Source organism: Ochrobactrum sp. P6BSIII, from assembly GCF_014138065.1.
Lineage (GTDB): Bacteria > Pseudomonadota > Alphaproteobacteria > Rhizobiales > Rhizobiaceae > Brucella.
The window spans coordinates 42449-68587 of the sequence record NZ_JACGXB010000014.1; the positions used below are offsets into that span (position 1 = coordinate 42449).

Below are 26139 nucleotides of genomic sequence, written 5' to 3' on the forward strand. Positions count from 1 at the left end.
AGCGGTTACGTTGACGCTCACCTCGCCACCCGCTCATCCCAGACCCTGAACCCCGGTACCTGACGCATGCCGGCGCGCACGGTTTCCTCGGCCATCGACTGTACGAGTTCCTTGAAGCGTTCCGACGCTCGACCATATGCCCAATCCAAAGCTTTACCTTCATCTTCCAAAGTGCAGCGCCAGATCGTGCGCAGCCCTGTGCCAGTGGTTGCTGAGCGGTCTTCGCGCTTAGCCCAGCGGTCGGCTTTCTTGGCCTCGGCAAGCAGTTCTTCGGCCTTTTCGCGCTCTTCGAGATTGCCTGCGCTGGCTCGCATGGCTTCCTGCACTTCCGCTGCGATGCGGTCAGCCTCTTCACGCGCAGCACGCGCTGCTGCTTCCTTCTCGGCAACGAGCTTATTGCGCCACGGCGTCAGCAAGGCCTGCAGCGTCTCCTTGCCGAGAACGACCTTGCCTTTTACCGACTTCGTATTGCCGATCAGCTTGTTGTACCGGTCCTGTATCTCTGCCTTTGCATCGTCATGAGGCTTTGCTTCGTCCTTGCGAGCTTCGTCGGCGCGCTTTCCGGCCTCATGCAGCTTATCGTGCAGTTCGGTGATCGCGTCGGCCAGTTGCTGACTGTCGATGGCTTCGCCGTCCGCGAAATTCTTAGCTTCATTGAACAGGTCTTCGATTTCCTTTTTAACAGTCTCGTAGGCAGTAAGCGGCGGTCTGTTATGGCCAATAGGCGCAGCGTTATACGGGTCGTAATTGTCCGTCATCATTGCTCCTCGTGTTCTGGTGGTTGGTTTTGCTGCGATAAGCAGCGGTTGGTAAGTTAACATGCCTCGCGGCGCATCCCGTTAACGGATTGGCTAATGTTGATAAACTCAATACAACTGATTTAGTGTAATTAATACTTGCTTTTAACTGTCGCATGCGGCGATTGTTTATGTATATTCGCCCAGCTCTTGGGAAGGAGTTAGACCGCCCAGGCGCGCACCGTCCGCTGCCGGGCGGTTTTTTGTTTTCCGCATATCAGCTATGCAATTTCTACCCTTGCAACGCATGGGGGGTGGACCTATTTACGCCTCGTTCGGTTTCATCCTCCTCCCAGAAACTGGACCATAAGCGCGGCACTCCTCCTCCCAGTCGCGCTTTACCAATCAGCCCGTTGTGCACTCCTCCCACCGCAACGGGCTTTTTGTTTTTCGGTTGCAGTTCCAAATGTTGGCAACCGTTACATAATGTTATTTCATCATTCTCTAATATAAGCCTATCTAGCGGGCGCAATTCCTCCTTTGGAATGGACCCGCATCGCGTGTACCAAAGCCCCCCGCCCGATCGCGCGATGCGGATACCCTTCAAGGCCGATAGCAACGCTTCATGCCTTGCCTCGCCGCAATTGCTCTCCATCTTCTACATTCCAAGCCCTTTTACAGATGGAGATCGACATGAGCGGCGAATTGGAAAAGCAGCTAGAGATCGAAGAGCTCGCGAAGCAACTTTTTGAGCAAGAGAATTCTGATCCCGACCTGAACTGGGATTCTGCCGTTAGCAAAATCGTAAGCGGAGCTAGTGTCGGTGGTGGCGTTCCCGACGAGGTGAAGGAAAAATATAGAGCCAGAGCCGCGCAAATTCTCAGAGACCGGGCAGAAGGCAAGGACGACTAACCCCTGCCTTGATTAAAACGGTACCTCATCCCCTATCTCCGCCAGCCAGGCCGGCTCATTATCATTGCCAGCCTCGGGTACATTGTCATTCGCAGCGCCCGCAATAGCGTCGACCACTTCCCAGTATTTGCCGTTGGGCTTCACAACGACTTCACCCGTGGGCAGCAATTCGTTTTGGCGTTCCATGAATTCCAGCACGGTTTTTGGGAACGGTGCCTGACCGCCGTGCTTTCGCCACCACCTGTCTGACTTCGATTTAAAGAAGCCGGTATGCGCGGGGCCGAGCCATTCATTGATTGGCGACATACCAATCCAGTACGACACCTTCACACTGTCCTGTTTGCCGCCCTTGCCTTCGTGGTACGCGAATGTGCGGCGCTCCACCTGGCGGGTGCTGGCATTGTCCTTCGACAGCATCGGCACGTCTTCGGCCTGTGCAGATATCTTCGGCGTCTCATCGACCGGGAATTCGTAACCGCAGTCAGGACAGGTGTGCAGCGAGGCATGGATCAGCGAACCGCAGCCTACTAGACCACGATCGTCAGGCTCTTGCGGACACTGCTTGACCGGCGCTTCCCCGTCGCCTTTCTTCATCCCTGGCGGCGTAATTGCATCAATAGGACCGTGTTTACGAACGACACCCGCGAAATCCAGAAACAGGCAATCCTCTTTGCCGGGATAGAGGCGCAGCCCACGACCAGCCATCTGGACAAATAGGCCCGCTGATAAGGTCGGGCGACAAAACGCCACCAGATCGATGATTGGCAGGTTCGTGCCTGTCGTGAGCACAGAATTGTTAGTCAGTGCGCGGATCTTGCCAGCCTTGAAGTCAGCCAGAATGCGGTCGCGTTCACCGGTTGGAGTGTCGCCGGTCACAGTCTCGCAGCTAAAACCACGGCTGCGGATTTCGTCCCGCATATGCCGTGCATGTTCGACGCCGCTGCAAAAGCATAGCCAAGCCTTGCGCTCCGCACCCGACGCAGTGCCGTATGTGACGATCTCGTCGACTACCGAAGCCGTGATATCGTCTTTGTCGATCGCGGCCTGAAGCGCGTTCTGCTTGTAGTCGCCGCCTTGCTTACCGACGCCAGATAAGTCGAATGCGGTTGCCATACCCTTGGAAATAGGACGGCAGAGATAGCCTTCCTCGATCATTTCGCCGATCGGCTTTTCAAAGCAGATGTCGTCGAAAAGTGCGCCGTCACCTTCCGTTAAAAGCCCCTCGCCCAGTCGATAAGGCGTGGCTGTGAGACCGACCAGCTTTAGGTCAGGATTGATGGCACGCAGGCCATCGATCAGCTTGCCATACTGCGTTTCCGAATTGCGGGGCATGAGGTGTGCTTCATCGACCAGAACGACGTCAATATGGCCAATCAGTTCCGCCTTGTTTGCGATGGTCTGTACGCCGCCGAAAACGATCTGCGCCTTCGCATCCCGCCGACCCACGCCAGCCGAAAAGATGCCAGCTGGCGCGAACGGCCATATGTTCAAAAGCTCCTGATAGTTCGACAGAATGAGCTCGCGAACATGCGTTACCACGAGCACGCGCATGTCGGGCCAGCCTTCAATCAGTTCCTTGCATATCGTACCCAACACGAGGCTCTTGCCACCGCCGGTCGGCAATACGATAAGAGGAGAGCCGGGTTGTTCGCGCCAGTAGTTGTAAAGGCCGTCAACAGCGGCGCGTTGATAGTCGCGTAAGGTTAGCAATTGGGGGAGTTACCTTGTCTGATAATGAAAAACTCGAGAAAGAAAACGAGCAGTTTTCTTCGGCGATTTTGTATGTTGCGACGGCAGTTTACGTCGGCGTCTCCGCTATGGTTTTCGGCGCGCTCTATGCGAAGTTGCCATCATTCGGCGAGGCGTTTTTGACACTGATGAAAGACTACGGAACGATCTTGGCCGGCATACCTGTTCTAGTTGCAGTCGTCGTGGCTAAGCAGCAGTTGGATGCGATGCGGCGGCAGCATGTTGCGACGGTAAAGCGCAGTTTGATGGAACGGTTGGACGCGTTGAATGGCGCCGAGAAGTACATACTAAGCGTTCTAGATTTCAATCCGGACAGGAGCCGCATCGTCGCAAGTTTGGTAGGGTCGGAAGTCTATGTTCCACACGTACCAGAAGAGCAAAGCGAAGACTGGTCAAAGCATCTACCCTATGAATTGGTCAACACCGTAACTACTGTGGGCTCCATTGCCAAAATTATGGGGAGGGTCCTGAATAAGAAGAATATCGAAGAGACCTTCTTAAAAGACCTGCTGCAGCGATTGCGAGATCAAGCCAACAATTCGCTTGATGATATTCATTCCGAGCGGGATCACCTCTCCCAATACTGGTCCTAACCACCCACCTCTCCCCTCACCCCATCCACCCAAATCTCACCCGTCTCCAAACGATAAGTAACGGTCTCTGCAATATCGTCAGCATCGATCTGCTCGCCATTTATCAGCCCCGGCAGGTAGAGATGAGCCGGGCAGCCGTCGCGTTGTTCGTCGATCGACAATGGCTTGTTCCAGCGTGCGCATGACATGTGGCAATCACCGCCATGCTCTGGCTGAACATGAAGGCAGGTGCGGCAGTTGACGCGCGGCTGCACGCCTTCGTGGCAGACGCCACGGTGCTTGCAGAACATGCAGCCGAAGAACTCTGGATCTTCACTGATACGGCTTGGCGGCTCGTCCGAAAACACGATGCGTTCGCAGCGTGCCAGCAGTCGAAGGCAGAATTCGACGTCGTATTCGATGCGCTCGGCATAAAGCGTGTCGGTGTTCTTGCACGACGCCAGATACAGGCAGCGTGTCAGACCGAAATCATGCATTCCAAGCTGGCACTGGGCATAATGCAAGGGCTTGGCTTTCTGGCAGCCCTGCTTCTGCAGTTCCTTGATGCCCTTTTCGTTGCTCGACTTGAATTCCAGCAGGTGTTCAGTCTTCGGCGCCTCTGGAACGCCCATTGCCTTGCCGTCGCACTTGCCGCGCACAAATCCCGATACCAACCTGATTTTGTCCTGCTGTCCGTAGACGTCGACGCCAATGCTTTCGAGGTCAGCGACCAAGCGATCTTCCTCGATATTGCCGGTAGCGAACAATCTTAACTGGCGGCCCGAATGAACCTCGTGCGCCGATACCCAGCGGAAGCCATACCAAAGGGCTCTGTCACATACCGTGCCAGCCTCGCCAACGCTGATGCCCCATGAGTCCCAGGATTTAGCCTTGGCCTCGTAAGCTGCGTAGATGGCCGACACCGTAGATGAGGTAGGGCGTGGGAGCGGTGCCATGCGTTAGTCTCCTCGTGTTCGGTGGTAGAAGGCGCGGCTGGTAACCGCGCCTGTTGGTTAGCTTAACCCCACGGTCGCTTTTTGCCTGACGCAGTCGCCGCTGGGGCCGGCTTGTTGCTGTTCGCCGCAGCCGGTCGGTTGTCATTGGCCGGGCGGGCCTGCGCTACAGGCTGATTGGCGTCGATCGAAGGCTGGGGAACGTTACCTTCATCGGGATAAAAGAGTTTCCGGATACGGTTGCTGGCATTGTATGCTTTGCCCGTCTTCTTGCTGACGCCAGCGGGATTTTGGACAATTTGCGCAGTGAAAGTGATGAACTGGATCTGCTCGGTATCTTCCAGAGGCCCGTCATGACCAACCGCCCGGCAGAGCTTGGCGAGGTCTTTCTGACCACGTTCCTGTCTTTGAGCGCCTCGGTTCTGAACGTCGACCCAGTGCCAAATGCGGCGGCCTTTGTATTCCTCCGGCTCGACCACATCGATTGTGAAATTCACCGCGATGTCTGTTCCGTCGACTTTTACATCGCCGGCGGAGATTTCGAGCTTTGCAATCATGTTGGGCAGCAGCTCGAAATCAGACTGTTCGGTGCTGTGATCCTGCGGGTTAAACTGAACGCCTAATTGCGCCATTTGTCATTTCCTCGTGTTTTAAGGTTGGGTTGGTTGTCGTTAACAGCCAGCGCTAACGATGGCTGGAAAGGCTTGGTAAGTTTCGCGCCTTTCGATAGGTTGTCCTGCCACCAGAGGGGTTGCAGGTTTTCCAGCGCCCAGCAGCGCTTGAAATCTATGTCTTCCGGCTTTTCGTAATTGAACGCCGAGCGGGGGATAATATGATCGATATGCCAGCCATATTGCCCATGGTTTTCCCATGTCATGCCTGGTTGGAATTGGCGTTCTAGATGCGCCATAAGGTCATCGACGCTATACCCCACCAGATCGGACCAGCTGCGCCCTGCCTTTTTGCCTTTTAGCTCCCCGTGAATACCACGAGATATTACGTCATCTATTTTACCCTTTGGCGTTGATCTACGCTTAGCATCTCGTGCCTTCCCGTTTTTTGAATACCAAGTGCGCCAGTCTTCCTTGATTTTGTCTGTGTTGTTTAGCTTCCATTTTTTCGTGGCGGCTTTTACTTTTGCTGAATTTGCGGTTCGATATTCACGCGCGTATTCCAACGCCGCCCCTCTGTTGTCCGCGTACCTCATGCGCTTCTTTTCGAGTTCACGCTCGTGGTTTTCAGCATACCATTCAGACCAGTTGGATAGGATTTCATCCCTGTTTTCTGCATATGCTTTCTTACGATATGCCTTCAGGTGTTCTTCATTTTCGGCGGCCCATTCCCTATTTCGATCCGCGGCGCATGTGACGCATGACCGGCTGCTAGTGAACCTAGGGGCGACATGTCCCTTCTTGCACGGCTTGCCAGTGAAGTAGTGCGTTGCTCCGGTCTGCCTAGCCTCCGCGCGGGTGCCCGGAAGCTTGTTTTCATCATTCACCGGCTACGCCTTCGCCCGATGAATAGCCGGGCGGTAGAACCCGCCAATGAAACCGAGCGAAGCGCCGATCTGCCACATCGCAAGGCCCGCCGCGTTGATGCCAACGGCGGCAAGGAAGGCGTGGATTGTTTCTGCGAAAAACAGGCCCACGACCCAGCCGACGAACGCGCCACCGAGAACGCCGATGAGCGGAGCGAAGAAGAGGACGGCCGCGATTGCGACGAGGCCAGCTAGAGCTTTTTCCATCACGCCGCCTCCCTCTGTCCATTGTCGTTGGCAACCGGCCAGAACTTGGCAATGTCAGTAAAGCCCTGCCCTTTGCGGTAAACGACGCTGTCCGGCATCGAATAACGGTTCTTGGCGTTGAAGCCAGCCGCCTCATTGAAGTGCACTTGGCGCTCTTTGCCGCCTTCCGCGTGGCTAACCTTCGTCTGGCGCGCCACTTCTTTTTCCTTGATGGAGATGCGGTAGTTCATGAACGCGACGATGTCGGACTTCTCGCGAACCAGTGCATTCGATCGTTTATGCAGCTTAGGCTGGTATCGTGAATACGGGTCAGTAGTCGGGCTGTCGAAGCGCACAATTTCAGGGTGCGCCAACATGACGACATACATGCCCGCACGAGACAGCGCAGACACCGCTGCCATGAGCTCGTTCCATTCGGTATCGGCTTCCACGTAGCCTTTCCCGAATCCGGCCTCCTCGATGCTGTTGATACCGAGGCGGGCCGAGGTCGCACGCCAGACAAGCGGTTCCAGCCCGTCGAGGCTGTCGATAATCACAGTGCGCCGGTCGTGTTCTTCGGTCAGCAGTTCGCCGATGACGTTCAGCAGATCGTCGAAGGATTCAATCGTGCCGGGTGTTGCCATTTCGATGTCAGACGGCGGGCGCTCGCCTTCGGTTGCCAGATAGATCGGGTCGGGGAATTCTGCCGCGAGCGACGTTTTGCCGATGCCGTCGACGCCGTAGAGAAGTATCACAGGCGGATCGTTTCTCTTGGTCGACTTGAGGCTTGAAAGAGATAGAGCCATAGGTCTCCTCGTGTTCAGTAGGTGTGGTGGGTAACGGCGATTGCGGCGATGACGGCCGCAAGTATGAGCCAGCCGACAAGCCATGCGGGCGGGCTTGTGAGGGCGGTCATTTAAAGGCCGCCACTTGAGAGTACATCACAGCTGACATAGCCATGAGGTAGGTAGCACTTTGGATATCTCCGGCCCAATGAGCGAAGATGGCGAGGAATAGCGTAATAACCGCCGTCAGCCTGGTTAGTATGTCCAGCATCAGTGTGCACCCCACAAATAAAGCAGCCCGTAGAACGGCAGCAGCAGGTTCCAGAACAGGAAGGCTGCAATTGTCGTGGCGATTGCCAGCGCGAACGCTGCAAGCGCCAAGGACCGCCCGATGCGACCGACGCCGGGCTTTCGCCCGGGAACAATGTGCGGCATGTCAGCCATGGCTTTTGTGGCGAACGAGTTCATGCCAACACCCATGCGTAAAAGCCGACGGTCAAAGCGAGCGCAGCTACAACTGCCAGGCCCCAGAGAAAGCGGTCTCCAAGGCCGAGCGTGGTTTCCGGCTCGTAGAAGGTGTCGCCCTCCGCGTAGTCTTTGGGCGCATAGTTGCGCGTGTGGCTGTACGTGGTGGAGGTCATGCTGCCACCGTTACTGCGTCTGCACGCATTACGATTGGTGCTTTCTGCCCAATTTCGACCCAGACATAATCGCCGTACCGGGCGAGTTCGTAGCCGTAATATCCCTTGTTTAGGCGGACTAGCGGACCTTTTGCCACGTGCAGTTGTGAAGGCCCGGCCTTGGTCGCGTCGATATAAGCGGCGCCGTCCTGTTGCTCCGCAACCGGTTGGTTGTCATTGCAGGCTGGCTCGTCGACCCATTCGGCGATGAGGTCGTGTTCCCGATCCTTGTAGAGCGAGAAGTTGCCGCCCTCGTACCAATCACATTGGTCGGTCGCGATAATACGGTCGCTGGCAACCCACCCAAACGCCCGCCTCCGCATAGGCCCAACCTTGCGTCCATCCCGAGTGCGATAGAACTTGCCGGCTTCGATGGTGAGGGGGGCTGGTTCTAGGTTAGAGAGCTGGACATGCCAGTTGCGTCCTGTTTCTCCCCATCCGTCGAAGGGCGCATCAAATAATACTCGGGCATAACTCTTTTCTAGCTTCTCAATAAGCCCGATCGAACCTCTGTGACGATACTCATATTCACCGGCAGTTAATCGCACCCGATCACCTACCTTGAAGGCAGGCTTGCCAGTTGCGTCAGCAACGGGCACGCGTTCCACAGTGAATTCGCTCACAAGGCGATGACGTTTGTCGCCAACATTATCTGTGAAGACGACAATCGCCTCACCATCTTGTTCATAAGTCTCTTGGACATAAAAAGTATTACCGGCCCTGTAGTCTTTGCAGGAATCATCAAATTTGGCCGTAATTCTATCGCCAACCTTCACTGTTTGCTTGTCAGCCATCACGCTACTCCCCTCGTCTTGGTGTTTTTCGTAAGCTTCACTTTCTTGGTGAAATCGACCGGGATGACGTTGTCCTCTTCAGGCTTGTCAGCCTCGACGCCGCCGTCGTCCTCTTCAAAATCTGGCTCAACTTCGAAGCGCGAGACCTCAAGTTGCACAAGGCCAGTACCGGGAATCATGAAACGCACAGTCAGCCAGCGAAAGCTGTCGCGCTCCTCGATGATGATGCCCTTCCACTTCCAAAGCCGATGGACGACGATCTCGCCGGGCAAATCCCAGCATTCCCCGCAATCGCAGGTCATGCGGCACCTCTTTTCGGTGCGCGGTGGTAAGTGACTGGCGCGTTCGAGACGTAGCGCCCGTCAACGAGACGTACTTCCTGTCGTGCCTCTGCTTTTTGCGCAGCCGTCCGGTAAGGCTTGCGGTTTGTCATGTCCCGCTCGCCAGTTCGCGTGTATTTGGTTTTCAAGGTATGCCCTCCTCATCGGGAGGTTAGTCGTCGGCCCCGTCATCCTCGCGGTCGGCCTGCCTTTCGGCAATTGTGCTGCCCCGTAAGGCTAGTGGACTGTGCCTGTGTATGGCCCGTCCAGAATAGTTATGCGGGGCAGTGAGACATAAATGTCCATGCATCCTCCCGAATAACCGCCGTTAAAAGTTGTGCGGCGCACAACGGTCTTCTCTGTTGGGCTTGGTGGCGGTAGCGTGGGCGATCTTTCGGAAAGCAGCGACCATGCGTGGCCTCTGGTAATGCCCATCAATTCCGCGATTTTCCCAAAAGACGCGCCATTTTTACGGTGCGCGGCGGCAGTTGCCTGCAGTCTGTGTCTTGATGAATGCTGCATGTCTCCTCGTGTCAGTTGGTGATGGTTGACAAGCGCCGCATCTATCGGCATCTGTCTCGTCGGCCGGGGTGGTACCTGGCAAGGAAACCCCGGCGTAGAAGTGGCTTCGGCCCTCCTCGTGTTAACCGGGATGTACGGGAGCGGCGGGGTAACGGGTGGTGCCGACCCACAACGCCGCTCTTTTTAGATTTCGGCGTTGGAACCAAATTCGCCGCCAAGTAGTTTTCTTCTTGATAAACAAGGAGATCACTATGCTTACAGCCGGTGTGATGTGGCTTTTTGGCGTTCCGCTCGTCGTCGTAATTCTTGTCTACTTCCTATTCCTCAGAAGGCGTTAACGCCTTCGTCTGGGAACGCCGAAAGCGCCGGCCGCGTTTCAGCGGCCAGCGTCCCTGATGATTTCTATGGTGGCACTTCAACGAGAGCCGGTTCGCTTCTGTCGGCAACTTTCGTCATTCGCTCTCTCCTCTATTTCGATTGCGCCTGAGCGCGGCTTCTATCTGTTGAGTGCCGATATCCTTGGGAGGATGTTTTCTGGCATCATGAGGTAGGCCCTCCTTCGAACTGTCCGGCGTCTTCTGCGTCGGTTAATGAGAATGGTTATATACGCTATTCGTATGTTCGTCAATCACTACAATACGTTTTTCGTATTCTTCGTTATGAAAACAAAAAAGGGCCGCTATAGCGACCCCTTACTACTATCCGATTAGCGTATTAAAGTTGGCGCCAGAATTCCCGCGAAATGCGTATCACCAGCTTGCGCGCCCAAACGATTCGAACGTCCTCTATGTCGGGAGCATTCGTACTAGATAGCGTGAACAACCCAGGCTCGGATCCGCGGCGGATCGTTTTGATTAGCATCCTGTCGTCCTCAAGACGAACCATGCAAGTCTGGCCAAGCGCATCGTCTGCAGTCAACTCCTTACCCGAATAGGCAACTAGGTCGCCATCTTCGAATATCGGATACATGCTGTCGCCACGCACGATAGCGCCAACCGTCCCCTGCGGCAGCGCCGCCGCTACAGAAACCTCATAAAGCGGATCGCCATCATCGATTGGACATACAGCCGCACCTGCCCCAACATAGCCAAGCACTGGAATCACAGACTTGCGATCCGGCAAAGGCAACCCGCTCAATCGGCTCATGACGACCATTTCATGAGCTTTAAGCTGACGCTTGCCTTTGAGTATTTCGCTAATAGTAGGCTGACGACCGAGACCGAGCTCTTTCGCTACTTGCTCTTGGGTGAGCCCGCTGGCCTCTAAGGCCTCCGCAAACCACTTGATTACTTCGCTATCCATAAATGCGTTATCGCATAATCGTATATTTATGTCATATACGCTTTTCGTATTTCTAGCTTGACCCTTCAATACGTTTACCGTATATATTTCCCTAGTAGCACGAAGACGGCCTCACCAGCCTGATCTGCTGACCATCCAAAACACGAGGAGAAACCCACATGACTGCAACGACACCGAGAAGAAGAAGCTCAAAGCCTCGCCTGAATGAAATCATCGGCGGCGGGTTCTTTGTATTCCGCCGCGGCAAGAAGACTGGCCGCGTTGGCGTCTATACCACCATGCCATACGAACACGGCTCGTTTGAGCAGGCTTTGGCCGAGGCGACGCGTCTCGCTGCCCTTTGCCCCGGCGAGACCTTCGAAGTTTTCCAGACGAGCGGCGCAGTGGCTTGCTGTGCTCCAGTTGAGCTGTCGGAGGCTGCATAAGATGGAGCGCGACCCCAACACTGAACTGGAGGATGCGCCGCTGTCGCGCGGACAAAAGAACATCGTCGACGCGCTGGCAGCGATCTATCCTCGCCGCATCTACATCAACGACCTCGTCGATAACGTCTACGCCTTCGATCCGAATGGCGGACCAGACAATGCGCGGCAAGTTGTGCGAACGCAAATTTGCCATCTCCGCAAGCGCCTGCCTTCCTTTGGCTGGATGATTCCGCAGACAAACGGCCAGCAAGGTCAACGGGGGTTCTACCGTCTCATGCCAGTTGCCGAGAACGACAACGTTAAGCAGGAAAGGGCAGCAGCATGAACCGCGCGCTTTTGGAACTGCTTGCCGACGACGATTTTGAAACGGAAACCGACGCACCGAAGGCCGGCAATGTCGAGCCTATGCGCCGCCCTGATTATCGCGCCAAGAAGCATGCACGCCCACAGCCGTGGCTGCGTTATGCGGCACGCGAAGCGGTCGAGATGACCGTCGTTGTAGCCTTTTGCGTTGCTGTGTGCGGCGTTGGGTTGGGGTTATCCGCATGAGGCGCGAAAGATAGCGACGGGGCGTCTAAGCCCCCGAACCCCCAGGAATAACGGCCTTTGCGCGTCTGGCGCCACGGCTTTTTGCACCCACCAAACACGAGGAGAATGACATGCACAGACATGTATCGACGACGCACAACATTGTGGCACCCACCCTGACCGCCGCTGAATTTCAGCAACAAGGCACGACCGCCGCGCAGGTCCTGTCGATTTCAAAGGCCGTGCGCGCTCTTGGCTACCACATTGAAGCCGAGACGCTACGCGACACCGCTTTCGAACTGGCGCGCATTACCGGCGCTCGGTTCCGCTATGGCGCTCCGCGCCAGCGTCGCAGCCCGGCCAACGACAATCGCCGTCGGCCACATAGGCAGTAAGAGCTCGGAACACCTAAGCTGCGATATCGCTATCAAGGCTCATCAAGTATTCGACGAGCTCTTCCGCATCTCTCTTCCGGAGAGAACAGCAACCTTGGCCATTAAGCGAGACAGGTTGGTTCGTGACCGTTTCTTGTACTGACCAAAGACCATCTGGCTGTTGAGAAATGTAATAATAATGACTTGTCATAGCCAGCCCTCGCCACAGTGCATTCGACATCTTATCTCTCCCGCTATTCAATTATTAGGACAAATACCCCATCAACCAGAGCACCAGAATTACAGGGAGGGGTAATCCAATGAGCCAAAGCAATCCGCCCTTCAGCATGTGCAAAAATCTCCATCATTTCATTCCGCGCACTAACGCCCGAGGACGATCGATGGTTCCGCTAAAGATCATGAATTGAGAAGATTTAATCAGCCAGTTTGTAGGAGCAGCTATGCCCCTTATCGACCGCCGCCCCAAACTAGTGACGTCGTGTAGGCGGTCCACGATGTGTAAAGGAAGACTGCCAATTCAAATAGAAGGCGATGTCGGCCGCTTCTGCTTCGGAAAGATCGCACACAAATTGTCCGCCAATTTTCGGGATTTCACCCGATTTGGCGTCAAATACCGACCAAGTACCATTCGGTTCACAGCGAGTAAAAAAGCGTACTTTGGGCATAGTCGTGGGCTCGTAACTCTGCCATTTTTACTCAGAATTTTGGGGTTTTCAACCGCCATTTCGCGCGCAAGGAGGCTGGGCATGACTTCTAAAGAACTAACACACGACGAACTGAAAGCCATCGTTGCCGCAAAGCTGGATGTTCCAAACACCACGGCGACAGACATCCTGTCCGCGATTCTTGACGCGCGGCAAGAACCCTCTGAGGCAATGAAACTCATAGGAACGTGCTATTGCGATGAACCGGCTTCAGCTTGGCTTGCAATGCTTGCGGTGTCTCCTCTCGTAGAGCAGAACATATGAAACTCACCCGTGCGCAAAAGAAGCTATTAATTTCTCTTCAAAGCCGTGCTGAGTTTTTGAGTCGTGGAGAAGAAGTTCCTGAGCAATTGGTAAAGATGCGATTGGCGAAGTGGGTTGATACCTATATGGGGCGAGGTCTTCTATCGATTACACGTGCGGGCCGCGCCGCACTGAGCAAGAAAGATGAAGTGCAATGAACGCGCGTAGGCAAACGCGAATTCTCATCATCGCTGTGGCCATCGTCGCCTTCATCGTTGCCTATAACAACATTCCGCAAATTCGCATCGGAGAGCGTGCGCAAGGCAGCTACGAGGGTGGAAGCGCAACAGACGAGGATGTTTCGAAGGCAGTGCAGGAAGCACAGAAAGCCGCGGAGAAGGCAGGCCGTGTCGTGTCGCCGGAAAGTGAGTGAGCGGTGCCAGCTTACACCTACGCCGACACTGAACGATGGCTAGACGCTATTGCCGGTGTAATTGCCTGTTTCCCTGAAACGGAACAGAATCTCCTGCCACTTTATGAGCGTGTAGAGAGGATGCAGCGCAGTCTAGCTGGAAACGACAATATTCGCGACCGCATCAAATCACGGCTGCGTCGAACGGCAGCGTGAATTTTTCCATCTGTTCTTTTCGCCATTCCAAGGAACCGCCCGTGCCATATCGTGGGCGGTCAACTGTATGGCCCATCAGCATCCGGCGCAGTTCATCGTCCAGGCCCGCCTCTTTCATGCGATCCTCGAATGAGTGGCGAAGCGAATAGACGGTATAGCCGGCACTCTTCGGAAACAGCTCGTTGTCCTTGAAATACTTATTCAGCGTCGCCGATAGCGTGTCTTCCTTGTTCTTGTAACGAGGGAAGCCATTCCGATGTTTCTTAAAAACCTCATGCGCTATGCCGACCAACGGCAGCTTGCGAACAGACGAAGCGGTTTTAATCTCGCGCGGATCTGCAGCATCTTTTCGTGGCGCAATCAGGATATGCGGAACCTTGTCGGCCAGGAATATGTGCTCGGCCGTAATGTTGCAAAGTTCGCTTGGCCGACAGCCCGTTTCAATCATCGCTAGCACGATCCCGCGTGCCTCATCGTTCATACTGACGAGCGGGCCGTATGTCAGGAACTTGTCGCTGATCAACTGCGTCGGGATCGGTGGCCGTGACTTTTCAACCTTCTCCGCAAAGCTTAAATCGCGGAACGGGTTCGGCCGATCCCTGTCGCCCATATGCTTGAAGTATTCAGCAAAGAGAACACGCATCCCGCCCATCATGCGATTGCCCATACTGGCGGATATCGGCTGCTTCCCTTTGGCTGGCTTCGTTATCATTTGTAGCCAAACCTTATAGAATTTCTGGGCGTCCTCGCGCGTTATGTCCGCGATAGCCTTATCCGAGACAATCTTCACAAAATGGTCGATCGCCCGCTGCTTGTGTGCGCGCCAACGTTTCTTCTGGATTTCGCTTTTTCCAGTCAGTTCATCTGGCGTAATTTCATCGAAGTAGATTTTCAACGCCTGCTTTACAGAGACCGACGGGATGCTTGCGGCTCCCACGGTTGCAGTGTCTTCAGCAGGATTTCCCGTGACGAGTTGTAAACGGCCAGCCAGCGCATCATCAGTCAGCAAAAGCATTTTTTCTGCTGGCATATAGGAAATGCCGATAGCCTCGGCTCGCTTAATGGCGGCATCATAAAGTGCCCTTGCCTTATCGCCAGCAGCCCCAGCCTTCAACATCGCCCATAACGCGTCGTCAGCAGATTCGTATTCGTTGCGCTTCGTCATCGCGCGAGCCAGGTCGTTTGTCTTTAAGCTGATCCTGACAATCGGGGCTCGGCCATCTTTGGACGCGACGTCCGTCGGCACTCGCCTGACGTATTGGTAGACGCCATCACGATCTTTCAAATAACGGTGCGGATCAGTTTTGATACGATAGCCAGCCATACAAGCATGATACCATAGCGTGGCACACATTGTAGCGCATTTTGTAGCACAGTATGTATCACAAAACGGTACGTTTAAGATCAAACCAACAACAAAAATTCCGCCTAAGCGGTTGATATTGTTATATTATTTTTGATGAATGGCTGAAAGTAATGGTACGGTCGGTTGGAGTTGAACCAACGACCTCAGGAGCCACAATCCTGCGCTCTAACCAACTGAGCTACGACCGCGTACCTTTGCCGGTATGAGCGCCTCAGCGCCGCCGACAGGGGGTCACATACGGAGAATCGATCCATATTGCAAGCGATTATAGCGCTCTTTTTTCAGAAATTCCCAATTGTCGGATTCAATGTCGAATTCCACCCATATTCTACAGAGACTGGTAACCATTGCAGGCGGCTGGCTGTGAACAACCGAAATATCGGGCACAACCTGTAAAATTGCCATTCCGGCATTAACTAATGAAACAGAAAATCGGGCTCATACCGTATGGGAATATGGACCCGCGGCCTCAGTGAGCTTATTAACAGGCGGTTAATGGCTACGACGGGGCGGTCGAAAGAACAGATAAGGACCGGTATGTCTGGATCATACCCATTCATCGATATTGCCGCGCTGGACGCTATCCGCGAAGGCTTTGCCAAAGGCGATGCGCAGATTGTACTGACACGCGACCTGTCGGCTGTGCTTTGGGTGAACGGCGCCGGAGCCAGACTGTTCGGCTTCGAACGTATCGAGGATATGATCGGCAGTGCAATCGATCTGCCTGTCGCCGCCCGCCGTCAAATCGCAGCCGCCAGCGACGATAACAGTGCAGAACCCCGCGCAGTGTCCGTGCGCCTTGGCGGCGGCCTTCGTTCTGAACTGACGCGCCTTTGGATTTCCCACATTTTTCTGCCCGATGGCGTGGCTGGTCTTGCGATCACCGCCAGCGGCACATCGAGCAATGCCGAAGATATCATCGCGGGTCTCAGCGATGACGACACGCATGTTGCGTTGATCGATGCCGACTGCAAGGTCATCGCGGCAAGCAAGCGCTTCGCCGCGCTCGATATTTCCGCTGCAACGCTTGAAGATCTGGTCGTGGAAGCCGCCGATACGCCTGACCGTATCGTCAAGCGCCGCATCCGTGCAGGTCGCCAGTCGGTTCCGGGCGCAATCGCCCGGCTGATCGATGCACCCGCGCTGCATCTTCTGTGCATCGTCGCCGAAGCCCCGGCGCAGGTCACAGCCGAGACAACATCGATTCAAGCGCACGAGCAAACCGCTGTCCAACCGCCAGAAGGCGCGGAAGAAATTCTTGAAGAAATGCTCCCTGAACAGGAACCGCACGAGCCGGTCGCTACGCCAGTGGCTGAGGCCGTCAGCGAGCCCGCAGTGGAAGCGCAAAAGCCGCAAGGCTTCCGGTTCGACCGCGATGCGCCGCCTGCCCGCTTCATCTGGAAGACCAGCGCCGACGGCGTGTTCAGCGAGATTTCGCCGGAGTTCGGCATCACTGTCGGCCCTAATTCGGCGGATGTAACCGGACGCCGTTTCAGCGATGTCGCCAATGTGTTCGGCTTCGATCATGATGGCAGCATTGCATCGCTGCTCAGCAAGCGCGACACATGGTCGGGCAAACGCCTGATGTGGCCCGTCGAAGGCACCAATCTGCGCGTGCCGGTGGAACTGGCCGCTCTGCCGGTCTATTCCCGTGATCGCGCGTTCATCGGCTTCCGCGGTTTTGGTCTGGTGCGCCCTGACGAAGCGGTAGAAGATCCGGAAGAAATCGGCCTCGCGCTGGCGGGCGGCATTCCGCAAAATCGCAAGCCTGAAGTTCAGGAGGCCGTCAACAGCGATGCCTCTGACGACGATGTACTGGCGCTGACCGAAGAGATCGCCAATGACGATCATCCCGGCGAGACGCTGCCGAAGCCGCCGCTCAACATCGCGCCCACAGCCGGACGTCGCGATTCAGACAAGGTGATCAACCTTCTGAATGCAGCGGCCCAGGAAAAGGTCGCATCCGATCAGGCGAAGCTCCTGAAAGTCAGGGAGCGCGAACAGCGTCCGGAAGGCGGACTGACCAAAACCGAGCGCAATGCGTTCCGCGAAATCGCGGATCGTCTGCGCAAGCAGGGTCTTTCCAGCTCGCAGACTGAGACGGTTTCCAACGTGCCGACGGACACGCCTGTCATTACGCCGGAAGAAGCCACCTCTGAAGCAACCCCGACAGCACCGGTTATCGAACCTGTCGCTCCAATTGCGGAAATTCCGGCAGAACAGCCCGCTGTTTCGCAACGCGAAGAGCAGCAGGTCGAAAGCCTTGCCAGCGACACCACTCACGAAACAGCTGCTATAGACGAGACAGCGCTGCTGGCCAATCTGCCGGTTCCCGTAATCATCCATTCCGGCGACGAAGTGCATTACGTCAATCAGGCGCTGCTCGACCTCACCGGCTATGATGCGATTGAAGACATTCGCCATGCGGGCGGCGTAGAAGCGCTGTTCAACAGCGAAAGCGATGACAATGCGCCGCGTCAGGGAATGGTGCTGCGTCATGCCGATGGCAGCGAACAGCCGGTCGATGCGCATCTGAACGCAATTGCATGGCAAGGCGGTCGCGCCTTGTTGCTGAGCCTCATGCCCGTTGCCGAAGCACCGGTTGCAGCTGCACCTGTTCAAACAGCCGTGCCGCAATCCGTCACCGATGACGAGGAAAAGCAGGCGCTGGAAGCCCATGTGGATGAGCTGAAAACCATCCTCGACACAGCGACCGATGGCGTCGTGCTGATCGACCCGGAAGGGCGCATCCGCTCGATGAACCATTCTGCATCCGCTCTGTTCGGCTATGACCGTGACGAGACGGAAGGCAAGTTTTTCTCCATGCTCTTCGCCATCGAAAGCCAGCGCGCGGCGATGGATTACTTGAGCGGACTGTCCGGCAATGGCGTGCTGAGCGTGCTCAATGATGGACGCGAGGTGATCGGTCGCGAAGCCAAGGGCGGCTTCATCCCGCTCTTCATGACCATCGGCAAGCTGCCGCAGAAGCGGGGTTTCTGCGCCGTGCTGCGCGACATCACGCAGTGGAAGCGCACGGAAGAAGAACTGACAAATGCGCGCAAGGAGGCCGAACGCGCCTCCAACCAGAAAACCGATTTTCTGGCGCGTATCAGCCATGAAATCCGCACGCCGCTGAATGCTATTATTGGCTTTTCCGAACTGATGGCCGACGAGAAATTCGGCCCCATCGGCAATGATCGCTATCGCGATTATCTGCGAGATATCAACCGCTCCGGCAATCATGTGCTGGCGCTCGTCAACGACCTGCTGGATATCTCCAAGATCGAAGCCGGTGCGCTTGAAATGCAGTTTGAAGCGGTGTCGCTGAATGACGCAATTGCCGAGGCCATTGCACTGATGCAGCCGCAGGCAAATCGCGAGCGCATCATCATCCGCTCCAGCTTCCAGTCCAATCTGCCGGACATCGTCGCGGATGCGCGTTCGATCAAGCAGGTGGCGCTCAACCTTCTGTCCAATGCAGTGCGGTTTACCGCGCCCGGCGGTCAGGTCATTGTCTCGACCAGCTATGAGATGAATGGCGACGTGGCGATGCGGGTGCGCGATACGGGCATCGGCATGACCAAGTCGGAAGTCGAGCAGGCGCTGAAGCCATTCCGTCAGGTCAATGCCTCGCAGCGCCGCCCAAGTGAAACGGCTCGTGATTGGCGTAATGAAGGCACCGGCCTCGGATTGCCGCTCACCAAGGCGATGGTTGAAGCCAACCGCGCCCAGTTCGCAATCGACTCGACGCCCGGTCGCGGTACGGTTGTGGAAATTCTTTTCCCGCCGACACGGGTTCTGGCCGACTGATCAGCTCCATCCTGATTTCCAAAAAAAAAGCGCCGGGCAAAGCCGGCGCTACGAGAATCTCAGAGACAAAGACACAAAAGCAACTTGCAAGAGGATGCCGGAAACGGCGGCTCGATCATCACCCGTTGTGTTAACGCTTTTTCGCATAATGCCAGTTAATGCGACCTTAATTTCATCGTTCAGAATTTACACATTCGTAGCGACTGTAAAATCAGGGTTAAATTTCAGACAGTAATTGATTAACCATAGAGCGTTGCCAGCAAAATTGTGACACGGTTTTGCGTCAAGAACTGCGCGAAAACAATTTGAGCGATTCCCTTCAGGGCAGAACCGTTCTAAACCGAATCTGCGAAGGCGGCTTTGCTTTGTGGCGCGGCTCGTTTAAACGAGAATAAAAGGGATTAGGGATCGGATGGTTGATGCGCTGGCCTAAGTTCGCACGCCTTGTCATCGCGCTCGTCATTCTTTGTGCCGCGGCTGCAGCGACCTTGCTGGCCGTGGTGCCTTTCATTGTCTCGACCGATGCGATCCGCGTGCGTGTGGCGCAGGAAATCAGTGCCTGGACCGGCTATAGCGTCGAACTTCGCGAAGCCCCTCGCCTGAAAGTCTTCCCCGTGCTGCGCGCCTCGCTGAACGGCGTCACCTTGAGCAAGATGACCGAACAGGGCCAGAAGCCCTTCATGAGCGCGGCCCGCATTGACGTTGAACTGTCGCCGCTTGATGCGATCATGGGGCATATTTCCTTCTCGGAAACGCAGATCGTGCGCCCGCATGTCAATCTCGACGGGCCGGTTTCCAATTTCCCTGCGCTGCTCGACGCCATTGCCAATTCCAACGGTCGTCTCGGCACCGCAATCCGTGCACAGCGCGCCTTGCAGCAGCGCGGCACAAACAACAACACGCAGGCAGCCGAACAGGCATCGCAGCCTTTCGGCCGTGTGGTGGTGCGCGATGGAACGGTTTCATTTCCGCGCCCTGAAAATGGCGGTGGAAACGGTGGAGATCCTGCCAAGGATGAACAGCTGACCAATGTGAACATGACGCTGGAATGGCCCCAGACGTCGAGCGCGGCGACGCTGCGCGGCAGCGGTAAATGGCGCAATGAAGCCTCGCAGTTCAGCATCACGGCGGCACAGGCGCTGCCGCTTCTGGCAGGCGGCACTTCGGATGTGACGGCGAGCTTTACCGCCAATCCGCTAAGCCTGACCTTTCAGGGCAAGGCCAACATTTCGGAAGACCGTTTCTTCGAAGGTGATCTGAGCGCGAAGACACCATCCTTGAGCGGAGCGGTGCGCTGGCTGAGCCTGCCGCCCATCGCGGGCAGTTCGCAGGTCGGTGCGTTCTCGCTCGATTCCACCATTACCGCCACGCCGAAGCGCTGGAAATTTGCCGACGTTGAGATGAACGCTGGCGACAGCCCTGCCAAGGGCGTGATTGAAATCGGCCTTGAACAGGAACAGCCGGCCGTCACCGGCACGCTTGCCTTCGACAAGCTGGACCTTCGCAGCCTGTTCGCGGCTTTTGTGCCCCTGCCGGACACCACCGCACGCGCACCCAATGATCGCGGCAATACGGACGCCATCGATACGAGCTTCTTCGACCGTTCGGAGTTTGATCTGCGTCTTTCCGCCCAGAACGCCACGGCAGGCCCCGTCACGCTGACGGGCGTTGCAGCCGCGATCCAGATTCGCGGCGGTCGTGCGATTTTCGATATTGGCGACGCCAAGGGGTTCAACGGCACCTTGCAGGCAAATGTGCAGATCGTCCGCGATCTCAAGAGTGCCACGGGTGAGCTGCGTTTTAACGCGAGCGACATCGAGAGCACGCAGTTCCTGACGGCGCTTGGGTTCGACAAGCCGTTTATCAGCGGCAAGGGCAATGTCTCGCTGTTCATGAAAGGCCCGGTCAATCGCTGGTCCGGCCTGCTTTCCAGCGCACAGGGCAATGTGTCGGTGCAACTGAACAACGGCCAGATGCAAGGCTTTGCCGTTCAGGACTTTCTGACCAAGGCGCAGAGCGAGCGGTTCTTCGCGCTGGAACGCAAAGACAATGTCGCACTGGCCTTCAACCGGCTTGACCTCAAGGCCAATCTTTCCGAAGGCGTGGCGTCGCTGGAAAGCGCACGCCTCGACACTTCGGACGGGACGCTCAATCTTGCTGGCATCGTGCCTTTCGTGGATCGCAGTCTTGCGCTGAGCGGCGAGGTCATCTTCCCCAACAGCCAGCCTGAAACGCCAGAACAGCAGCCGCAGGCCGGAGCGGAAGGCCAACCAGCGCCAGCGCCCGCCGAGAATGCAACGCCCGCCAAGCCGCCATTGCATTTCTTTGTCGGCGGCTCCTGGGATCGGCCATTCATCTCGCCATCGTCAACCGGATTGGGGCAGTAAAGCCCCAATCAAAGCCAAGCATTTCCAGCAAAAGTGCAAAGCGGTTTTGCGTAGGATAATGCGTCAAAACAAATAGATAGAGCGGTTCCAAGATTCCGTTTTAACCGGAACCGCTCTAACCCATACGGAATGCTGCCTGCTCATCGCGACGGCGCTGCACTTCGCGGCGCTTGTTGACGATGGATGCGATGATGACGCCCGTGGTCACCAGCGCGATCAAGATGGTGCAGACCGCATTGATTTCCGGCGTCACGCCAAGACGCACCTGGCTGTAGATTTTCATCGGCAGCGTGGTGGCGCCCGGCCCGGAGGTGAAGCTTGCAATCACCAGATCGTCAAGCGACAGGGTGAAGGCCAGCATCCAGCCAGAAACCACCGCAGGCAGGATCACCGGTAGCGTGATCTTCATGAAGGTGGTGACCGGTGGCGCGCCGAGATCCATCGCTGCTTCCTCCAGCGAGCGATCAAAACTCACCAGACGCGACTGCACCACGACCGCCACGAAACACATTGCGAATGTGATATGGGCCAGCGTGACGGTCCAGAAACCGCGGTCGAAATTCATCGCCACGAAAAGCAGCAGAAGCGACAGGCCGGTGATGACATCCGGCATGACCAGCGGCGCGTAGACCATGCCCGAAAACAGGATGCGACCGCGGAAGCGGGTATAGCGCGTCAACGCCAGCGCCGCGAGCGTACCCAGCACGGTTGCAATGGTCGCCGACAGGAAGGCGACGCGGATCGTCACCCATGCCGCGTCCATCAGCGCCTGATTGCGGAACAGCTCAACATACCATTTGGTCGAGAACCCCGCCCAGACCGTCACCAGCCGGGATTCATTGAACGAATAGATGACCAGCAGCACGATGGGCAGATAGAGGAAGGCGAAGCCGACAACCACCGATGCGATATTGAAACGGGACCAGTTGTTGTTCATCGCTTATTTCCCCTTTTCCTGCGCACGTGCCTGCACCTGCTGGAAGATCACAATCGGCACGATCAGCAGGATCAGCAGCACCACCGCAACAGCGGACGATACCGGCCAGTCGCGGTTGGAGAAGAACTCGCTCCAGATCGTCTTACCGATCATCAATGTCTGCGATCCGCCGAGAAGATCGGGGATCACGAATTCACCGACAGCCGGGATGAAGACCAGGAAGCAGCCTGCCAGAACACCGGCAAGTGACAGCGGAAACGTGATTTTCCAGAATGCGGCAAACGGCGTGCAGCCCAGATCCTGCGCTGCCTCAATCAGCGAATAATCCATCTTTTCAAGCGACGAATAGATCGGCAGCACCATGAAAGGCAGATAGGAATAGACGATACCGATGAAGACCGCCGTATCGGTGTTCAGAATGTTGAGCGGCGTATCAATGACATTGAGCCACATCAAAAACTGGTTCAGCAGCCCTTCGGGCTTCAGAATACCGATCCACGCATAGACGCGGATCAGGAACGAGGTCCAGAACGGCAGGATCACCAGCATCAGCAGCGTCGGGCGGATTGTCGTCGGCGCGCGCGCAATGCCATAGGCCATCGGATAGGCCACAAGGAGCGTCAGGAAGGTCGAAATGGCCGCGATGCGGACGCTCGACAGATAGGCCTTGTAGTAAAGCGGGTCATCCAGCAGCCAGAGATAATTGGCGAACGACAGCTGCTTGATCTTCTCCCAATTGGACGCGAAGCCCTGGGCCAGATCGAATGTTGGCATATAGGCCGGGATCGCCATCGCGACTTCCGACAGGGAAATCTTGAAGACGATGAAGAACGGGACGAGGAAGAATACCAGCAGCCAGAAATAGGGTATCGCAATGACGAGGCGGCTGGCGATGGAAGCAATCAGCTTCTGCATGGGGCAATCCTCACGCTGTGAGCACCAGACCGGCGTCGGTATCGAAGGAAACCCAGACGCGCTCGTCATAGGTCAGCGGATTTTCGGTCTTGCGCACCGCGTTGAGGCTGGCAGCCTTGATGGTGCGGCCATTGTCGAGACGCACGTGGAAAACCGTCATATCGCCGAAATAGGCGATATCCCACAACTCGCCTTCCACCGCGTTGACTGACGCTTCTTCCGGCTTGGTGCGCGAAATGCGGGTCTTTTCCGGGCGCACCGCATACCAGACCTTCTGGCCCGGATTGAGCTGCTCGCGGGTTTCGGTCTGGATATGGAAGCCGAATTTTTCGGTGGCGATTTCCGCCTCGCCATTGGCGGACTTCACCACTTCACCTTCGATGATATTCACATTGCCGATGAAGTCGGCCACGAATTTGGAGCGTGGCGCTTCATAGACTTCAGCTGGTGTCGCCACCTGCTTGATGCGGCCCTTGTCCATGACCGCGATACGGTCTGACATGGTCATGGCTTCTTCCTGATCGTGGGTCACGACCATGAAGGTCATGCCAAGCTTGACCTGCAAATCCATCAGTTCGAACTGGGTTTCTTCGCGCAGTTTCTTGTCGAGCGCGCCAAGCGGCTCATCCAGCAGCAGCACCTTGGGGCGCTTGGCGACGGAGCGGGCAAGCGCCACGCGCTGGCGCTGGCCGCCAGACAACTGATGCGGCTTGCGCTTGCCATATTGCTCCAGCTTCACGAGCTTGAGCATTTCCGCAACGCGCGCATCGATTTCCGATTTCGCCATACCGTCCTGCTTGAGGCCGAAGGCGATATTGTTCTCGACCGTCATATGCGGAAACAGCGCATAGGACTGGAACATCATGTTGACCGGGCGTTTATAGGGCGGGATGCCGCGCATATCCTGACCGTCCAGCGTGATACGGCCAGATGTCGGCTCCTCGAAGCCTGCCAGCATGCGCATCAGCGTGGTCTTGCCACAGCCGGATGCACCCAGCAGCGCAAAGAACTCGCGGTTGAAAACATTCAGCGACAGATCATCGACGGCGGTGAAATCGCCGAAGATTTTCGTCACATTCTCGAAAGAAATGTAGGGCTTGGCCGCCGCGTCATTCCAAGGCGCAAATTTGCGGCGAAAGCTGCCAAAAGATTCCATACCGTTCCCCTATCCGATCTACCCGGAACCAAAAGTTCGTCTCAAAACGAGACTGCTTTCGATGATTATGCAGCATTTACAAGACGTAGAGCGGCCCTCTGTCCAACAGTGAGCCGCTCTTCACAATGTCATATGCGGGTCAAACCCCGGCATAGAGCGGTTCCAGTTAAAAACGGAATCGTAGAACCGCTCTATCTATTTGTTTTTCGCATTATCCGACGCAAAACCGCTACGCACTTTTGCTGGAAATGCTCTAGCGTTCGATTATTACTGGCCTGTGACGATCTTGGTCCAGGCACGGGTCACCACGCGCTGGGTCTTGGTGTCATAAGGCGTCGGCACGAACAGCTTCTTCATGACGTCTGCGGTCGGGTAGATCGCCGGATCATTAAGGATGTCTTTGTTGATGAATTCCTGCGAAGCCTTGTTGCCATTGGCATAGAACACATAATCCGAAGCCTTGGCCGCCACTTCCGGACGCATGATATAATTCATGAATTCCAGTGCTTCCGGCACATGCTTGGCATCAGCCGGGATCGCCATCTGGTCAAACCACATCAAAGCGCCTTCCTTCGGGATCGAATAGCCGATCTCGACGCCCTGATTGGCCTTTTCGGCGCGATCGCGTGCCTGGAAAATGTCACCCGAATAGCCGATGGCCATGCAGATATCGCCATTGGCGAGTGCATTGATATATTCCGACGAGTGGAACTTGCGAATATTCGGGCGGATCTTGAGATAGAGATCCTGCGCCTTCTGCAAGTCGTCCGGCGACGGAGAATTTGGATCAAGGCCGAGATAGTTCAAAGCCGGACGCAGCATTTCGCTGGCGGAATCCAGAAGATAGATGCCGCAATCCTTCAGCTTTGCCGACTTTTCCGGATCAAACAGCACGTCCCACGAATCGATGGTGTCGGTGCCGAGCGCTTCCTTGATCTTGGCCTTGTTGTAGCCAATGCCGGTAGTGCCCCACATATAATTGACCGAGTATTCGTTGCCCGGATCGTAGGTTGCGGCTCGGTTCGAAATCTCGTCCCACATATTCTTGAGGTTCGGCAGCTTGTCCTTGTCGAGCTTCAGGAACACGCCAGCGGGAATCTGGCGGCCAAGAAATTCGCCCGACGGAACAACGAGATCATAGCCGCTGCCACCGGCCAGAAGCTTGGTTTCGAGGATTTCATTGGAATCATAGACGTCATAGACGACCTTGATGCCCGTTTCCTTGGTGAAATCCTTCAGGATGGAGTCGTCGATATAATCCGACCAGTTGTAGATATTGACCACCCGCTCCTGTGCGCTGGCGGAGAATGTGGCGGCGGCAACAACGCTCGTCACGACGGTGGTAGCCAGAAGGAAGGATTTGATCCCCATTATTTGCTCCATTCTACACGCTCATTTTCGGTGCAGGTACAGGTTGGATATACTATTCCTTGATTGCACTTTTTTAGATTGCACCGGTTTCGTCAACCGCCTGCGTCGATCACGAACATAAAAAATTGCAACCTGAGCGCTGCTGGAGGGGCGATGAGATTTCGGCTGTGCTGAGCCGAAAATGGTGGGGTTTGAGAACCGGAGCGGAATGTACTTCAAGCAAAG

The 26139-nt window shown here is 55.8% G+C and carries 28 protein-coding genes and 1 tRNA gene; 11 read left to right on the plus strand and 18 right to left on the minus strand.

What is annotated here, in order from left to right; translation table 11 throughout:
• Positions 1-17 precede the first annotated feature (17 nt).
• Entirely contained in the window at positions 18-761 is a 744-nt protein-coding gene (locus FHW00_RS18580; RefSeq protein ID WP_078339764.1) for a hypothetical protein, read from the minus strand.
• Between the two features lie 669 nt (positions 762-1430).
• Here FHW00_RS18580 and FHW00_RS18585 point away from each other — a divergent pair.
• The gene (locus tag FHW00_RS18585) at positions 1431-1649 is read left to right on the plus strand and encodes a hypothetical protein (protein WP_078339766.1); all 219 of its coding nucleotides are present in this window, start codon (positions 1431-1433) and stop codon (positions 1647-1649) included.
• Positions 1650-1661: 12 nt separating this feature from the next.
• On the opposite strand, the gene FHW00_RS18590 is transcribed toward FHW00_RS18585, so the two are convergent.
• Positions 1662-3359 (minus strand): DEAD/DEAH box helicase, encoded by a 1698-nt coding sequence (locus FHW00_RS18590; protein ID WP_078339767.1) that lies wholly within the window; start codon positions 3357-3359, stop codon positions 1662-1664.
• 14 nt (positions 3360-3373) lie between these two features.
• Between FHW00_RS18590 and FHW00_RS18595 the strand changes: the two genes are divergently transcribed.
• Positions 3374-3991, plus strand: a complete 618-nt coding sequence (locus tag FHW00_RS18595) for a hypothetical protein (RefSeq protein ID WP_078339768.1) — start codon at positions 3374-3376, stop codon at positions 3989-3991.
• Here FHW00_RS18595 and FHW00_RS18600 read toward each other — a convergent pair.
• From FHW00_RS18600 to FHW00_RS18645, 10 genes are all read right to left on the minus strand, one after another.
• Positions 3988-4926 (minus strand): oxidoreductase, encoded by a 939-nt coding sequence (locus FHW00_RS18600; RefSeq protein WP_078339769.1) that lies wholly within the window; start codon positions 4924-4926, stop codon positions 3988-3990. The genes FHW00_RS18595 and FHW00_RS18600 overlap by 4 nt on opposite strands.
• 62 nt (positions 4927-4988) lie before the next feature.
• A complete protein-coding gene (locus FHW00_RS18605) occupies positions 4989-5555 on the minus strand; it encodes a DUF669 domain-containing protein (RefSeq protein WP_078339770.1) in 567 nt (188 codons plus the stop codon).
• A complete protein-coding gene (locus tag FHW00_RS18610; protein ID WP_078339771.1) occupies positions 5543-6421 on the minus strand; it encodes a hypothetical protein in 879 nt (292 codons plus the stop codon). The genes FHW00_RS18605 and FHW00_RS18610 overlap by 13 nt, the downstream gene beginning before the upstream one ends.
• Positions 6422-6424: 3 nt before the next feature.
• The gene (locus tag FHW00_RS18615) at positions 6425-6667 is read right to left on the minus strand and encodes a hypothetical protein (protein ID WP_078339772.1); all 243 of its coding nucleotides are present in this window, start codon (positions 6665-6667) and stop codon (positions 6425-6427) included.
• Positions 6667-7452 (minus strand): ATP-binding protein, encoded by a 786-nt coding sequence (locus FHW00_RS18620; RefSeq protein ID WP_078339773.1) that lies wholly within the window; start codon positions 7450-7452, stop codon positions 6667-6669. The genes FHW00_RS18615 and FHW00_RS18620 overlap by 1 nt, the downstream gene beginning before the upstream one ends.
• Positions 7453-7701: 249 nt before the next feature.
• Positions 7702-7899 (minus strand): hypothetical protein, encoded by a 198-nt coding sequence (locus tag FHW00_RS18625; protein ID WP_445557956.1) that lies wholly within the window; start codon positions 7897-7899, stop codon positions 7702-7704.
• On the minus strand, positions 7896-8072 hold the full coding sequence (locus FHW00_RS18630; RefSeq protein ID WP_176168342.1) for a hypothetical protein: 177 nt from the start codon (positions 8070-8072) through the stop codon (positions 7896-7898). The genes FHW00_RS18625 and FHW00_RS18630 overlap by 4 nt, the downstream gene beginning before the upstream one ends.
• Positions 8069-8905: a hypothetical protein gene (locus FHW00_RS18635; RefSeq protein WP_078339775.1), complete on the minus strand. Its 837-nt coding sequence runs from the start codon at positions 8903-8905 to the stop codon at positions 8069-8071. The genes FHW00_RS18630 and FHW00_RS18635 overlap by 4 nt, the downstream gene beginning before the upstream one ends.
• Positions 8905-9207, minus strand: coding sequence for a hypothetical protein (locus FHW00_RS18640; protein ID WP_078339776.1), 303 nt, complete (start codon positions 9205-9207; stop codon positions 8905-8907). Before FHW00_RS18640 ends, FHW00_RS18635 begins: the two co-directional genes overlap by 1 nt.
• Before the next feature lie 1254 nt (positions 9208-10461).
• Complete coding sequence (locus FHW00_RS18645; RefSeq protein WP_078339778.1) at positions 10462-11049, minus strand: S24 family peptidase; 588 nt, start codon at positions 11047-11049, stop codon at positions 10462-10464.
• Between the two features lie 158 nt (positions 11050-11207).
• Between FHW00_RS18645 and FHW00_RS18650 the strand changes: the two genes are divergently transcribed.
• The 7 genes from FHW00_RS18650 to FHW00_RS18680 all read left to right on the plus strand — a co-directional run bounded on the left by FHW00_RS18650 (position 11208) and on the right by FHW00_RS18680 (position 13777).
• The gene (locus FHW00_RS18650; protein WP_078339779.1) at positions 11208-11474 is read left to right on the plus strand and encodes a hypothetical protein; all 267 of its coding nucleotides are present in this window, start codon (positions 11208-11210) and stop codon (positions 11472-11474) included.
• A gap of 1 nt (position 11475) precedes the next feature.
• The gene (locus FHW00_RS18655) at positions 11476-11799 is read left to right on the plus strand and encodes a hypothetical protein (RefSeq protein WP_078339780.1); all 324 of its coding nucleotides are present in this window, start codon (positions 11476-11478) and stop codon (positions 11797-11799) included.
• Complete coding sequence (locus tag FHW00_RS18660; RefSeq protein ID WP_078339781.1) at positions 11796-12023, plus strand: hypothetical protein; 228 nt, start codon at positions 11796-11798, stop codon at positions 12021-12023. Before FHW00_RS18655 ends, FHW00_RS18660 begins: the two co-directional genes overlap by 4 nt.
• 110 nt (positions 12024-12133) lie before the next feature.
• Positions 12134-12397 carry a hypothetical protein gene (locus FHW00_RS18665; RefSeq protein ID WP_078339782.1) on the plus strand — a complete coding sequence of 88 codons (264 nt, stop codon included), beginning with the start codon at positions 12134-12136 and terminating at the stop codon, positions 12395-12397.
• A 746-nt stretch (positions 12398-13143) separates the two neighbouring features.
• Complete coding sequence (locus FHW00_RS18670) at positions 13144-13365, plus strand: hypothetical protein (protein ID WP_139364398.1); 222 nt, start codon at positions 13144-13146, stop codon at positions 13363-13365.
• Positions 13362-13562 (plus strand): hypothetical protein, encoded by a 201-nt coding sequence (locus FHW00_RS18675; RefSeq protein ID WP_078339784.1) that lies wholly within the window; start codon positions 13362-13364, stop codon positions 13560-13562. The genes FHW00_RS18670 and FHW00_RS18675 overlap by 4 nt, the downstream gene beginning before the upstream one ends.
• Positions 13559-13777 carry a hypothetical protein gene (locus FHW00_RS18680; protein ID WP_078339785.1) on the plus strand — a complete coding sequence of 73 codons (219 nt, stop codon included), beginning with the start codon at positions 13559-13561 and terminating at the stop codon, positions 13775-13777. Before FHW00_RS18675 ends, FHW00_RS18680 begins: the two co-directional genes overlap by 4 nt.
• Before the next feature lie 163 nt (positions 13778-13940).
• Here the strand turns inward: FHW00_RS18680 and FHW00_RS18685 are convergent, their stop codons facing one another.
• Both FHW00_RS18685 and FHW00_RS18690 read right to left on the minus strand, forming a co-directional pair.
• The gene (locus tag FHW00_RS18685; protein ID WP_445557957.1) at positions 13941-15296 is read right to left on the minus strand and encodes a site-specific integrase; all 1356 of its coding nucleotides are present in this window, start codon (positions 15294-15296) and stop codon (positions 13941-13943) included.
• 153 nt (positions 15297-15449) lie between these two features.
• A tRNA-His gene (locus FHW00_RS18690) sits at positions 15450-15526 on the minus strand.
• A 349-nt stretch (positions 15527-15875) separates the two neighbouring features.
• Between FHW00_RS18690 and pdhS the strand changes: the two genes are divergently transcribed.
• Both pdhS and FHW00_RS18700 read left to right on the plus strand, forming a co-directional pair.
• On the plus strand, positions 15876-19148 hold the full coding sequence (gene pdhS, locus FHW00_RS18695) for a cell-division control histidine kinase PdhS (protein ID WP_078339786.1): 3273 nt from the start codon (positions 15876-15878) through the stop codon (positions 19146-19148).
• A 419-nt stretch (positions 19149-19567) separates the two neighbouring features.
• On the plus strand, positions 19568-21535 hold the full coding sequence (locus FHW00_RS18700; RefSeq protein WP_078339787.1) for an AsmA family protein: 1968 nt from the start codon (positions 19568-19570) through the stop codon (positions 21533-21535).
• Positions 21536-21650: 115 nt separating this feature from the next.
• Here the strand turns inward: FHW00_RS18700 and FHW00_RS18705 are convergent, their stop codons facing one another.
• The 4 genes from FHW00_RS18705 to FHW00_RS18720 all read right to left on the minus strand — a co-directional run bounded on the left by FHW00_RS18705 (position 21651) and on the right by FHW00_RS18720 (position 25914).
• Positions 21651-22472 carry an ABC transporter permease gene (locus FHW00_RS18705; protein WP_078339788.1) on the minus strand — a complete coding sequence of 274 codons (822 nt, stop codon included), beginning with the start codon at positions 22470-22472 and terminating at the stop codon, positions 21651-21653.
• A gap of 3 nt (positions 22473-22475) precedes the next feature.
• Positions 22476-23387, minus strand: coding sequence for an ABC transporter permease subunit (locus FHW00_RS18710; RefSeq protein WP_078339789.1), 912 nt, complete (start codon positions 23385-23387; stop codon positions 22476-22478).
• Positions 23388-23397: 10 nt separating this feature from the next.
• Entirely contained in the window at positions 23398-24543 is a 1146-nt protein-coding gene (locus tag FHW00_RS18715) for an ABC transporter ATP-binding protein (RefSeq protein WP_078339790.1), read from the minus strand.
• A 267-nt stretch (positions 24544-24810) separates the two neighbouring features.
• Positions 24811-25914, minus strand: a complete 1104-nt coding sequence (locus FHW00_RS18720; protein ID WP_078339791.1) for a polyamine ABC transporter substrate-binding protein — start codon at positions 25912-25914, stop codon at positions 24811-24813.
• Positions 25915-26139: the final 225 nt, after the last annotated feature.